The organism is Microbacterium sp. Ld4 (assembly GCF_045066555.1).
In the GTDB taxonomy this organism is placed as follows: domain Bacteria; phylum Actinomycetota; class Actinomycetes; order Actinomycetales; family Microbacteriaceae; genus Microbacterium.
On record NZ_JBISHE010000001.1, the window covers coordinates 1 to 12,602 of the forward strand.

General features: G+C 70.6%; 12 protein-coding genes. 10 read left to right on the plus strand and 2 right to left on the minus strand.

The features are described from left to right. The 4 genes from zapE to ACJJV7_RS00020 all read left to right on the plus strand — a co-directional run. On the plus strand, positions 1 to 995 hold a 995-nt coding region (gene zapE, locus ACJJV7_RS00005), incomplete at its 5' end, for a cell division protein ZapE (RefSeq protein WP_405467789.1). A 78-nt stretch (positions 996 to 1,073) separates the two neighbouring features. Next, positions 1,074 to 1,850 carry an electron transfer flavoprotein subunit beta/FixA family protein gene (locus ACJJV7_RS00010; RefSeq protein ID WP_405371561.1) on the plus strand — a complete coding sequence of 259 codons (777 nt, stop codon included), beginning with the start codon at positions 1,074 to 1,076 and terminating at the stop codon, positions 1,848 to 1,850. Between the two features lie 10 nt (positions 1,851 to 1,860). After that, positions 1,861 to 2,844, plus strand: coding sequence for an electron transfer flavoprotein subunit alpha/FixB family protein (locus ACJJV7_RS00015; RefSeq protein ID WP_405371563.1), 984 nt, complete (start codon positions 1,861 to 1,863; stop codon positions 2,842 to 2,844). A 7-nt stretch (positions 2,845 to 2,851) separates the two neighbouring features. Then, positions 2,852 to 4,570, plus strand: coding sequence for a cytochrome b/b6 domain-containing protein (locus tag ACJJV7_RS00020; protein WP_405467791.1), 1,719 nt, complete (start codon positions 2,852 to 2,854; stop codon positions 4,568 to 4,570). A gap of 69 nt (positions 4,571 to 4,639) precedes the next feature. Here ACJJV7_RS00020 and ACJJV7_RS00025 read toward each other — a convergent pair whose 3' ends face one another. Further along, positions 4,640 to 5,146: a GNAT family N-acetyltransferase gene (locus ACJJV7_RS00025; RefSeq protein WP_405371569.1), complete on the minus strand. Its 507-nt coding sequence runs from the start codon at positions 5,144 to 5,146 to the stop codon at positions 4,640 to 4,642. A 97-nt stretch (positions 5,147 to 5,243) separates the two neighbouring features. On the opposite strand from ACJJV7_RS00025, the gene ACJJV7_RS00030 reads away from it, so the two are divergent. After that, positions 5,244 to 5,804: an acyl-CoA thioesterase gene (locus ACJJV7_RS00030; RefSeq protein ID WP_405371571.1), complete on the plus strand. Its 561-nt coding sequence runs from the start codon at positions 5,244 to 5,246 to the stop codon at positions 5,802 to 5,804. 223 nt (positions 5,805 to 6,027) lie between these two features. Here the strand turns inward: ACJJV7_RS00030 and ACJJV7_RS00035 are convergent, their stop codons facing one another. Continuing rightward, a complete protein-coding gene (locus ACJJV7_RS00035) occupies positions 6,028 to 6,762 on the minus strand; it encodes a hypothetical protein (RefSeq protein ID WP_405371573.1) in 735 nt (244 codons plus the stop codon). 149 nt (positions 6,763 to 6,911) lie between these two features. On the opposite strand from ACJJV7_RS00035, the gene ddaH reads away from it, so the two are divergent. The 5 genes from ddaH to ACJJV7_RS00060 all read left to right on the plus strand — a co-directional run bounded on the left by ddaH (position 6,912) and on the right by ACJJV7_RS00060 (position 12,597). Beyond that, positions 6,912 to 7,799, plus strand: a complete 888-nt coding sequence (gene ddaH / locus ACJJV7_RS00040) for a dimethylargininase (RefSeq protein ID WP_405371575.1) — start codon at positions 6,912 to 6,914, stop codon at positions 7,797 to 7,799. Beyond that, complete coding sequence (gene rocD, locus ACJJV7_RS00045; RefSeq protein ID WP_405371577.1) at positions 7,796 to 9,016, plus strand: ornithine--oxo-acid transaminase; 1,221 nt, start codon at positions 7,796 to 7,798, stop codon at positions 9,014 to 9,016. Before ddaH ends, rocD begins: the two co-directional genes overlap by 4 nt. Before the next feature lie 94 nt (positions 9,017 to 9,110). Beyond that, positions 9,111 to 10,826, plus strand: a complete 1,716-nt coding sequence (locus ACJJV7_RS00050) for a circularly permuted type 2 ATP-grasp protein (RefSeq protein WP_405371579.1) — start codon at positions 9,111 to 9,113, stop codon at positions 10,824 to 10,826. After that, positions 10,820 to 11,755, plus strand: coding sequence for an alpha-E domain-containing protein (locus tag ACJJV7_RS00055; RefSeq protein WP_405371581.1), 936 nt, complete (start codon positions 10,820 to 10,822; stop codon positions 11,753 to 11,755). The genes ACJJV7_RS00050 and ACJJV7_RS00055 overlap by 7 nt, the downstream gene beginning before the upstream one ends. Then, positions 11,752 to 12,597, plus strand: coding sequence for a transglutaminase domain-containing protein (locus ACJJV7_RS00060; RefSeq protein ID WP_405371583.1), 846 nt, complete (start codon positions 11,752 to 11,754; stop codon positions 12,595 to 12,597). The genes ACJJV7_RS00055 and ACJJV7_RS00060 overlap by 4 nt, the downstream gene beginning before the upstream one ends. Positions 12,598 to 12,602: the final 5 nt, after the last annotated feature.

Sequence of the window (12,602 nt, forward strand, 5' to 3'; positions counted from 1 at the left end):
CCGTTTCCCCCGCCGCCCCCGCCCGCGAACCTGTGCTGCGGGGTGACGAGACGACCGAGCGGTTCGCCGCGGCCACCGCCGCGCTCCGCCTCGACGACACGCAGCGTGACGCCGTGACGGCGGTGCTCGGCCAGCCGCGCGCGGGTCTGTACCTCCACGGACCGGTCGGGCGCGGCAAGTCGATGCTCGCCGAGCTCTACCTGGCGACCTTCGACCCCGACACGTCGCTGCGACTCCACCTCAACGAGCTGTTCCGGCGCCTGCAGGCCGAGCTCATCCGGGAGTGGAAGGCGCCGGCCATCGTGCTCCGCCGGCTCCTCGGCCCCGTCCGCGCGCTCCTGGTCGATGAGTTCCACGTCCACGACGTCGCCGATGCCGTCTACCTCTCGGCCCTCCTCGAGGTCGTCGCCGAGGACCGCATCGTCCTCATCGCGACCAGCAACTACGCGCCTCACGACCTGATGCCCGACCCGAAGCTGCACGAGCGCTTCCTCCCGGCCATCGAGCGCATCACCGCCGAGCTGGGCGTCATCGCCGTCGGCTCCGGTCCCGACCACCGTGCTCTCGGCGACGATGGCCGCGCGACATTCGTCTCCGGTCGCTGGACCATCACCCCCGGCATCCCGGCATCCCCCACCCCCGGAGTCCCGGCATCCGCACTGCAGATCGACGGGATCCCGCTCCATCCGCTCGAGATGGCGGACGGGCGCATCGCGTTCGACTTCGCCGGCATCTGCGACGCGGCCGTCGGCGTTCGCCAGTACCAGGGCATCGCCGACCGGTTCGAGACCGTGGAGGTCAGAGGCGTCCCCGACCTGGCGGTCGTCCGACGAGAGCCGCTCATGCGCTTCGCGACCCTCGTCGATGTGCTCTACGACCATGACGTACGCCTGGTGGTGACGTCCGCCGCGCCCTTCGAACGGCTCACGGATGCCGAGGCGCCGCCGGTCGACTCCGACCGGGTGATCAGTCGTCTCCGCGCCCTGCGGGGCTGACGGTGCCCCGCCGGCATCGCCCGGGACGGCGCGCACGCGCGCGACCGTAGACTCGAGCGTGATGTCGAGGAGGAGTCAATGAAGATCATCGTCCTGCTGAAAGAAGTGCCCGACACCTGGGGTGACCGGAAGCTCGATCTCGAGACCGGTCTCGCCGACCGGGGTGCGTCCGAGCGCGTCCTCGACGAGATCGGCGAGCGGGCTCTCGAGGTGGCCCTGACCCACGCCGAGAGCACAGACGGCGTCGAGGTCGTCGTCATGTCGATGGCGTCGGCGGGCGCCGCGGCATCCGTTCGGAAGGGCCTCGCGATGGGGGCGGGTTCGGCCGTCCAGATCGTCGACGACGCTCTGGCCGGCGCAGACCTGGGCGTGACAGCGAGGGTGCTCGCCGCCGCTCTCACGCGCACCGGATTCGACCTCGTCATCACCGGCAACCTCTCCACCGACGGCGCCGGCGGTGTGCTGCCGGCGATGCTCGCCGAGCACCTGCGAGTGCCGCAGGCGACCGCGCTCACCGAGGTCGTGATCGCCGCCGACGTCGTGACCGGAACGCGAGCGACGGATGCCGGCACGGCAAGGATCTCGGCGACGCTCCCCGCCGTGATCTCGATCACCGAGGCCCTTCCCGATGCGCGGTTCGCGAACTTCAAGGGCATCATGGCGGCGAAGAAGAAGCCCTTCGAGACGCTGTCCCTGGCCGACCTCGACGTCGATGTCGACCCGTCGCTCGCGGCGCAGTCGATCATGACCCAGGTCGCTGCGAAGCCGCCCCGCACGGCCGGCGTCAAGATCACCGATGAGGGCGACGCGGGCGAGCAGCTCGCCCGGTTCCTCATCGAGAACCGTCTGGTCTGAGGAGGCCGCGATGACTGATTTCCCCGCAGACGCCGTTCTCGTCTGGGTCGACACGACCCCGGACGGCAGCCTCGTCACGTCGGCCGCCGGACTCATCGGGGCCGCCGCCGAGATCGGCCGGCCCGTCGCTCTCATCACTGCGCCCGCGGCGCATCTCGCCGCACTCGCCGAAGAGGCGGCATCGCTCGGAGCGGAGACCGTGCTCACCGCCGCGACGGACTCGACCGACCTGACCGTGCCCGTCGTCGACGCGCTCGCTGCGGCATCCGCTCTCGTCAGCCCCGACGCCGTGCTCGTGTCGAACTCGGTCGAGGGTCGCGACGTGGCCGGCCGCTTCGCCGCACGCACGTCGGCAGCTCTGTGCGTCGATGCGGTCGGCGTCTCGCGCGACGACGAGGGCGTCCTCGCCCTGCACTCGGTCTACGGCGGCGCGTACTCGGTCACGGCCGCCGCCACCTTCGGCCCGCTCGTGATCACCGTCCGTCAGGGCGCTGTCGAGGCGCGAGCGGCGGCGGTCGCCTTGCCGACCGTCGTGCCCCTCGACGTGACCGCGTCTGCGGCGCCGGCGGCCCAGGTCACCTCGTTCGACCCGGCGGTCGTCACCTCGAGCCGGCCCGAGCTCCGCGGCGCCGGCAAAGTGGTCTCCGGTGGCCGTGGTCTGGGCTCCGCCGAGCAGTTCGCGCTCGTGGAGCAGCTGGCCGATGTCCTCGGCGCCGCCGTCGGTGCCTCGCGCGCTGCCGTGGACGCCGGGTACGTGCCGTATTCGTACCAGGTGGGCCAGACCGGTGTCTCCGTGTCGCCGCAGCTGTATGTCGCTCTCGGCATCTCCGGGGCGATTCAGCACAAGGCTGGCATGCAAACGGCGAAAACGATCGTCGCGGTGAACAAAGATGGAGAGGCACCGATCTTCGACATCGCTGATTTCGGTGTCGTCGGAGACGTGTTCACCGTCGTGCCGCAGCTGATCGCGGCGCTCGAGGCGAAGAAGAACTAGGAGCGGGATGGCGACGTACGCACGCACCGTGCGCCGCGGGCTGCCGCGCACGCCCGGCGGCGAGCCCTGGCCTCCGGCGACGGATGCCGCAGCTCCCGCACAGGCGGAGACCCCGACGGATGCCGCAGCTCCCGCACAGGCGGAGACCCCGGCGGCCGCTGCAGCTCCCGCACCCGCCGCCGCTGCAGAATCCGCCGCACCGGCGAGTGCCGAGCGCACCGTCCGACGCGGTCTTCCCCGTAGCGCGGGCGGCGACCCCTGGCCTCCCGCAGCGACCGGTACGAGCGCACCGCCAGCACCGCCGGTCCCGGCCGAGGCCGCGTCGGCTGCCGGCGCTGCGACGCCACCGCAGCAGAACTCCGGCGAGTCACCCGCCGATCTTCCCGCCACCGCGCGACCCGTTTCCGCGCCGTCCGGCGACCCCGCCTCCGCCCCCGTGCTGCGGCGAGGGCTCCCGCGTGAGCCCTCCGGCGCCCCGTGGCCGCCCGAGGGCACCGCCGCGCCGGCCACCCCCGCGCCGGGCTCGCCCGTTGAACACGCGACCCCGGCCTCACCGGAACCCGAGGCCGCCGCCGCGCCCGCCTCAGCCTCACCGGAACCGGCGGTCACCCCCGCCTCCCCGAAGCCCGACCCCGCCGCGCCTGTCCCGCCCGACCCCGCCACCCTGACGGCCCCGGAGCCCACGCCCGAGCGCGCCGCGGCGACGCCTGCTCCCGCGCCGCACCCGCGGTCGCCCCTCGAGGAGCGACCGCTCGCCCGGGCCGGCTCCGCGCGCCGACCCGCGCCGAAGGTCGTGGCGACACGGGTCGGTCCATTCACGCGCGCGCAGTGGGCGGGCGTGGTCGTGATCGGCGGAGGAGGCCTGCTCTATCTCGCCGCGATGGCCGTGCTCGCCGTGCGGTGGCTGCTGAGCCTTCAGGGGATGCAGGACTTCATCGCCACGTACCCCGGCGAGTACCACCTGCCCGAGGGCGCCCCGGTGGGGTTCCCCGCCTGGCTCAACTGGTCGCACTTCCTCAACGCCTTCTTCATGGTGCTGATCATTCGCACCGGATTGCAGGTGCGGCAGGAGAAGCGCCCGAGCGCGTTCTGGGTCTCGAAGAAGAACCGCAAGCGCAAGATGAGCCTCACGCTTTGGCTGCATCAGGCCCTCGACGTGCTCTGGCTGGCGAACGGCCTCCTGTTCGTCGTGCTCCTCTTCGCCACCGGCCAGTGGATGCGGATCGTCCCGACGTCCTGGGAGGTCTTGCCCAACGCCGCCTCCGCTGCCCTGCAGTACGTGTCGCTCGACTGGCCCACCGAGAACGGCTGGGTCAACTACAACGCCCTGCAGCAGCTCGCCTACTTCGCGACCGTGTTCATCGCCGCGCCGCTCGCGGCCATCACCGGCTACCGCATGAGCGCGGTCTGGCCGAAGAACGCGAAGAAGCTGAACGCGCTCTACCCGGTCGAGTGGGCTCGCGCGCTCCACTTCCCCACGATGCTCTACTTCGTGGTGTTCATCGTGATCCACGTCGCTCTCGTGCTCTCGACCGGGGCGCTCCGCAACCTGAACCACATGTACGCCGCGCAGGGGTCCACCGATCCGGCCGGATACGCCGACAACTGGACCGGGTTCTGGCTCTTCGCCCTGTCGATCGTCGTCACCGTGGGTGCCTACGTGGCGATGCGTCCGCTCGTGGTCGCGCCGATCGCGCGATTGTTCGGCAACGTCAGCAGTCGCTGAGCGTCCGCCTGAGACGGCAACGGCGCGGCATCCGGAGGGGGATGCCGCGCCGTCTGACCGCCGAGAGGGTCAGCGCACGAAGCGCACCTCGGTGAGCGTCTCGCCCAGGAACGGCTCGGTGTGGCTCGCGCCGTCGAGGGTGAATCCGTTGCGGACGTAGAACCGGTGCGCGCGGGGATTGTCCTCCGCCACCCAGAGGTAGGCGTCGGAGCCCTCGGGGATCACGGCGTCGAACAGGCGCTGGCCCATTCCGGTGCCGTGCCAGGCGTCGAGCAGATAGATGAAGTACAGCTCGCGCATGCGCGGGGCGTCGCGGTCGCGCGCCGGTCCCGAGCCGGCGAAGCCGACGATCTCACCGCCGGCGAGCGCGGCGACCATGCTGAAGTCGGGGCCCTGCTGAGCCCAGTGGGTCCACAGTTCGGCGAGACGCCGGGCCGACACGTTCTCGAGTGCGGCCTTGCTGATCAGGTGGTCGTAGGTCTCGTGCCAACACGTTGCGTGCACCCGCCCGAGGGCTTCGGCATCGACATCGCGAACGGGACGGACGACAGTGTCGGTCTGGAGTTCGGGGTCCATGGCCAGACTCTACGCACGGGCCGCACGATCGTGAAATCGGCCTGAATGTCCCGCCGAGGCGGGGTCGAGAGACGGGGACGGGATAGGCTCACGCCTCGTGAACGTCTGGTGGCGAACTGTCCTGATCATGCTGCGCGCACGGCTGCTCTACCGCCGCCGCGGAACCGTCGCGCCCGACACGGTCGGACGCATCCGGTTGCGCACGCTCCCCACCGACATCGACCTCCTCGGCCACATGAACAACGGGCGCTACGCGTCGCTGTTCGACCTCGGCCGATTCGACCTGCTCGTGCGCACCGGCCTCTGGCAGGCCATGTCGGAGCGGGGCTGGTACGGCGTCGTCGCCAGCGAGACGGTGACGTTCCGCAAGTCGCTGCAGCTCTGGCAGCGCTTCACGGTCGAGACGCGCATCATCGGGCACGACGACAAGGCGGTCTACCAGATGCACCGCGCCGTCGTCGGGGGGGAGGTGTACGCCGAGATGGTGCTGCGCGTGCGCTTCCTCCGAAAGAGCGGCGGCATCGTCCCGATGGAGGAGCTCTTCGAGGCCCTGCATCGCCCCGACACCCTGGCGCCATTGCCGGCGTGGATCTCCGACTGGGCCGCCGCGTCGGCGCTGCCGTCGACGAGGGCAGAGGCGCCCAGCATCTGGCCCTGACCCCGCTCCGGGCGAAGAGAAACAATTTATCTTTCTGGTGCGCGTCTCCGGCGTCGCGCACCATGGACATGCGCCGCTGGGGAGCGCGCCGCAGTGCTTCGCGCGATCATGTCGCGCGGGCCTGCGAAGTACACACGCCTGGGGGAGTGTCGCCCCGGAACCGGGTCATCCGACCTCGGCTCCGGGGCATTCCGCTGTCCGAGGCGCCTCCGGAGCGGTGGGCTCAGTTCCGTCGGAACGGGTCGTCGTTGCCGTCGCGCGGGACCATGAAGCCCTGCACGAGTGCGCGCACCGAGAGTCCGATGAGCGTCCAGTCGCCCGGCGGCAGGTCGTCCTCGCCGGTGAGGGTGTAGGTGGGGTGGGGGAGTCCTTCGAGCTCGCGGATCGCGAAGCCCTCGGCCAGCGCAGACATCGCCTGAGTGAAGTCCTGGATGGTGAGGCCCTCGCGCATCCGCATGCCGAAGGCGTCCATCACCTGCTGGTACAGCACGGCGAACGCCTCATTCGACTCGGCGTGCCGCGTGTGGCTCGCCTCGGTGAGTTCCGGCCAGGTGTCGGCGGCGGTCCGCAGCGCCAGCGCGATCAGGAACGACTGGGCGTCCAGCAGGTCGATGGGGTCGGTGAGATCGAGAGCGGCCGTCCGGATGTGGGCGAACGCCGCCACGCTGATGATCTCGTCCGCGGTCGCTCCCTCGCGGACGAGCGCTTCGACGGTCGCCTGCATCGTGTCGGCCGGTCCGGCCACCCGCATCCGCATCATCGCCACCGAGAGATCGCGGTGGTAGTCGGTCTGGTCGCCCCAGAGGCGGTACGCGGCCCCCGAGGTGAGGCCGGCCCTGCGGACCACGTCCTGCAGTCGGATGTGCTGCACCCCCGCGCTCACGCCCCGTTCGATGAGCATCTGCATGCCCGTCCGCAGCAGCAGGGTCTTCGTCTGTTCACCCGTGCGTCTACCCATGAGAGGCATCCTGTCACCCGTTCCAGATTTTCTGCCGGTCCGAGGGCCGGTCTGGCATAGTGGATGCCGGCGTGCCCGGGTCGTCGGCTTCGAACAGTCCCGCCGGGCCTCTGGACAGCGTCCGCCGCCCCTTGATCAAGGAGCGATTCATGTCCACGCATCACGACACCCTCTCGTCGACGGCCGAGGCCCCGGTCCCCGAGCGCATCGCGCAGCCGCGCCGATACCTCATGTGCCGGCCCGAGCACTTCACCGTCAGCTATCGCATCAACCCCTGGATGGAGCCGACCCACCCGACGGACACCGCCAAGGCGGTCGCCCAGTGGCAGGAGCTCCACGACACCTACGTGTCGCTGGGTCACCAGGTCGAACTGGTCGATCCCGTCCCCGGCCTCCCCGACATGGTCTACACCGCCAACGGCGGCTTCATCATCGACGGGCGCGCACTCGGTGTCCGCTTCCGCGTTCCGGAGCGCTCCGGTGAAGAGCGTCCGTTCATGGACTGGTTCGCCGCCAACGGCTTCGAGGTCATCGAGCCGGTCGAGGTGCAGGAGGGTGAAGGCGACTTCCTCCTCGTCGGCGACACGATCCTCGCCGGCACCGGCTTCCGCTCGGTGGGCGACAGCCACCGCGAGCTCGGCGAGGTGTTCGACCGCGAGGTCGTCTCGCTGCGTCTGGTCGACCCGCGGTTCTATCACCTCGACACCGCGATCACCGTCCTCGACCCGGTCGAGGGCCCCGGCGCCGCCGAGCGTGCGAACATCGCCTACCTGCCGTCGGCCTTCGACGAGGACTCGCAGCGCATCCTCGCGGAACGCTATCCCGACGCCATCCACGTGTCCGACGAGGACGGCGCGGTCTTCGGCCTCAACGCCGCGAGCGACGGCAAGCACGTGTTCATGTCGCCGCGTGCGACCGGCTTCGCCGCGCAGCTCCGCGAGCGCGGCTACGTTCCGGTTCCCGTCGATCTTTCCGAGCTCCTGCTGGGCGGCGGCGGCGTGAAGTGCTGCACCCTCGAGCTTCGGAGTGCACGATGAGCGCCGCCCCGACCGAGGTGACGACGGCCGGCCTGATCGAGGCCGAGGGCGTCCACGTCGCGCACAACTACCACCCGTTGCCCGTCGTCGTCTCGTCGGGTGAGGGGTCGTGGGTCACCGATGTCGACGGGCGCCGCTACCTCGACCTGCTGTCGGCCTACTCGGCGCTGAACTTCGGGCACCGGCATCCCGCGCTCGTCTCGGCGGCGGTCGCGCAGCTGGGCGCGCTGACCCTCACGAGCCGCGCCTTCCACAACGACCGGCTCGGCGCGTTTGCGGCAGCCCTCTCCGCCCTGTCGGGCAAAGACATGGTCCTCCCGATGAACACCGGCGCCGAGGCGGTGGAGACCGGGATCAAGGTCGCGCGCGCCTGGGCCTACCGCGTCAAGGGTGTGCCGGCCGACGCGGCGAACATCATCGTCGCCGCCGGGAACTTCCACGGACGCACGACCACGATCGTCGGCTTCAGCGACGACCCGCAGGCGCGCGAGGGCTTCGGCCCGTACGCGGGCGGATTCACGATGGTCCCCTATGGCGACGCGGCCGCCCTCGAGGCGGCGATCGACGAGAACACCGCCGCTGTGCTGATCGAGCCGATCCAGGGCGAGGGCGGCGTCATCATCCCTCCGGAGGGGTACCTGCGCGCGGTGCGCGAAGCCTGCACGGCGAACAACGTGCTCTTCATCGCCGATGAGATCCAGTCGGGTCTCGGGCGGGTCGGCACCACGTTCGCGTGCGATCGCGAGGAGGTCGTGCCCGACCTGTACCTGCTCGGCAAGGCGCTCGGCGGCGGGATCATCCCGCTGTCGGCCGTCGTGGGCGACGCCGACGTGCTCGGGGTCATCCACCCGGGCGAGCACGGCTCCACGTTCGGCGGCAATCCGCTCGCCGCCGCGGTCGGCCTGGCCGTCGTCGAGCTGCTCGCGACCGGTGAGTTCCAGCAGCGCTCGGCGACGCTCGGCGCGCACCTGCAGGAGCGCCTCGAGGCCCTGGTCGGCGCCGGCGTCACCACCGTCCGTGTCGCCGGTCTCTGGGCCGGCATCGACATCGACCCCGCGTTCGGCACCGGGCGGGAGATCGCCGAGAAGCTGCTCGCGCGCGGCGTGCTCGTGAAGGACACGCACGGGCAGACGATCCGCATGGCGCCGCCGCTCGTGATCCGCGGAACCGAGATCGACTGGGCCGTCGAACAGCTGAAGACGGTCCTCACCAGCTGAATCCGGACGGGTGGGGCGCAGCATCCGAACGGCCTCGGATCGATGCGGCGGAGGGGAAACACTCCCGCAACATGCGCCCCACTAGGCTCATCGCATGGGCGATCTCTTCGATGGATACGGCTCCACGCTCGCACCCCGGAAGACCGCCTCGGGCGTTCCGGCGTTCGACGAGATGTTCCGCGGGCCGGGGCACGCGGGCGCGCCTGCAGAGTCGCGTTCGGCGTATCGCGAGCTCTACCAGGCGCTCGCCCAGATGACGCAGGAGGAGCTCCGCGGGCGCACCGAATCGCTCGCCAGCTCGTACCTCGCGCAGGGAGTCACGTTCGACTTCGCGGGGGAGGAGCGTCCCTTCCCGCTCGACGCCGTGCCGCGCGTCATCGCCTATGACGAGTGGTCGCGGGTCGAGAAGGGCGTGCAGCAGCGCGTCCGCGCTCTCGAGGCCTTCCTCGACGACGCGTACGGTCACCAGCACGTCGTGCGCGACGGACTGCTGCCCGCCAAGCTGATCGCCTCGTCGCAGTACTTCTACCGCCAGGCCGCCGGCATCCGGCCCGCCAACGGCGTCCGCATCCAGGTCGCCGGCATCGACCTCATCCGCGACGAGAACGGCGAGATGCGGGTTCTCGAGGACAACGTCCGCGTTCCCTCCGGCGTGAGCTACGTCATCTCCAACCGGCGCGTCATGGCGCAGACCCTCCCCGAGCTGTTCGTCTCGATGCGGGTGCAGCCCGTGGGCGACTACCCGAACAAGCTCCTCCAGGCGCTTCGCGCCTCCGCCCCTCCCGGAGTCGACGATCCCAACGTCGTCGTGCTGACCCCCGGGGTCTACAACTCCGCGTACTTCGAGCACACCCTCCTCGCCCGCCTGATGGGCGTGGAGCTCGTCGAAGGCCGCGACCTGGTCTGCCAGGGCGGCAAGGTGTTCATGCGCACCACCCGCGGTCCGCGGCGCGTCGATGTCATCTACCGGCGCGTGGACGACGACTTCCTCGACCCGCTGCAGTTCCGCGCCGACTCGATGCTCGGAGCCCCGGGCCTCATGCTCGCCGCGCGGCTGGGCAACGTGTCGATCGCCAACGCGGTCGGCAACGGCGTCGCCGACGACAAGCTCCTCTACACCTACGTTCCCGAGCTCATCCGCTACTACCTCGCGGAGGAGCCCATCCTCAAGAACGTCGACACCTGGCGGCTCGAAGATCCGGGCGCGCTCGAAGAGGTGCTCGACCGGCTCGACGAGCTCGTCGTGAAGCCCGTCGACGGCTCGGGAGGCAAGGGGCTCGTCGTGGGACCCGACGCGAGCCGCGCCGAACTCGATGCGCTCCGCACGAAGCTGCAGGCCGACCCGCGCGGCTGGATCGCGCAGCCGGTCGTCATGCTCTCGACCATCCCGACGCTCGTCGAGGACGGGATGCGTCCCCGCCATGCCGACCTCCGCCCCTTCGCGGTCAACAACGGCGACGAGGTGTGGGTGCTTCCCGGCGGACTCACCCGCGTCGCCCTGCCCGAGGGGCAGCTGGTGGTCAACTCGAGCCAGGGCGGCGGATCGAAGGACACCTGGATCGTCGGCGGAGACTCGCCTCGTCGAGGCGGCGAGTACGGCCAGAACCAGAGCCTCGCCGGTCTCGTCGCCGAGCAGGCGACGGTCACCTCCGCGATCCCGATCATCTACGACGCGCAGGACGAGCCCGACCACTCTCCGCAGGACCGGCCTCGTACCCCGCACGAGCAGCAGGAGCAGCAACAGCAGCAGGGCCGTGATGCCGCGGCATCCGATACGCAGGACGAGGCCGAGGGAGGGGCGGCATGCTGAGTCGCATCGCCGAGTCGCTGTTCTGGATCGGGCGGTACATCGAGCGCTCCGACGGCACGTCGCGGATCCTCGACGTGCACCTGCAGCTGCTGCTCGAGGATCCGTGGATCGACGAGGACACCGCCTGCCGGTCGCTGATGGGCGTCATGGGCACCGTCCCGCCCGACAAGGACGGCGGCCTCGTGACGCGAGGAGACGTCCTCACCCTGCTCGCCGTCGACCGCACCAATCCCTCCTCGATCGCGTACTCGCTGCAGGCGGCCCGCGAGAACGCCCGCCGCGCTCGCGAGATCGTCTCGACCGAGCTCTGGGAGACGCTGAACACGACCTATTCGCGGATGCCGCGCCGGCTCAACGACGAGAAGGTCCACGAGTTCTTCCAGTGGGTGCGTGAACGCGCCGCGCTCGCCGTCGGGGTGACCGACAACTCGACGAGCCACGACGAGTCGTGGCAGTTCTTCACGCTGGGTCGCGCGATCGAGCGCACCGACATGACGGCTCGGATGCTGGCCACACGATCTCTGACGGAGGCCTCGGGCCCCTCGTGGACGACCATCCTCCGCTCGTGCGGCGCCTACGAGGCCTACCTCCGCACCTACCGCGGCGTGCCGAGCTCGCAGAACGCGGCCGAGTTCCTCCTGCTCGACCGGCTGTTCCCGCGGTCGATCATCCACTCGATCCAGACGGCGGAGCGCTGCATGAGCGCGATCGATCCGGTCGCCGATCGCGTCGGCCACTCGAACACCGTGCTGCGCGCCCTCGGCCGCATCCGCAACGAGCTCGAGTACCGCCCGATCGAAGAGGTCCTCGCCGAGCTGCCCGAGCACATGCAGAGCGTGCAGTCGGTGGCCCGGGAGGCATCCGAGGCCATCCGTGGCCGTTTCTTCCCCACCCATGCCGAACCGAGCTGGATCGGAGAGACCTCATGAAGCGCCTGCGCATCGAGCACACGACGGGCTTCGACTACCCGGGCAACGTGGGGGCGTCGTACAACGAGGCGCGGATGCTGCCCACGACGAACGACAGTCAGTTCGTGCTGAGCTCGCAGCTCGACATCGAGCCGTCGACGGCCGTGAACTACTACGTGGACTACTTCGGCACCCGCGTCGCCGCGTTCGACGTGCTGGCGGCGCATTCGGCCCTCCAGATCACGGCGCGCTCGCTCGTCGAGGTCCGCGCACGGCCGCTGACGCATCCCGACACCACGTGGGAGGCCGTGGCGCGCGACGCCGAGCGCTCGATCGGCACGGTCGAGATGCTCGGGCAGACGGGGCGAACCGACCCGCATCCCGAGGTCGCCGCGATGGCGGCGGCGATCGCCGCGCAGCACACGAACCCGTCGCAGGCGGCCCTCGCGATCGCGACGGCGATCGGGCAGGCGGTCGAGTACGTGCCGGGCGCCACCGAGGTGCACTCGACGGCGGCCGAGGCGTGGACTTCCCGCAAGGGCGTGTGCCAGGACATGGCGCACATCGCGCTCGGCGCCATCCGCTCGGTCGGCATCCCCGCCCGCTACGTGTCGGGGTACCTGCACCCGAACCCGACAGCCGAGGTCGGTGTGCCGGTGGTGGGCGAGTCCCACGCCTGGGTGGAGTGGTATGCCGGCTCGTGGCACGGGTTCGACCCGACGAACGACGCCGAGATCGGCGACCGCCACGTCACCGTCGGTCGCGGCCGCGACTACAACGACGTGCCGCCGCTGCGCGGCGTCTACGCCGGTCCGTTCAAGAGCCGCCTCGCGGTGCAGGTGCTCATCACGCGCGAGGCCTGAGGCCC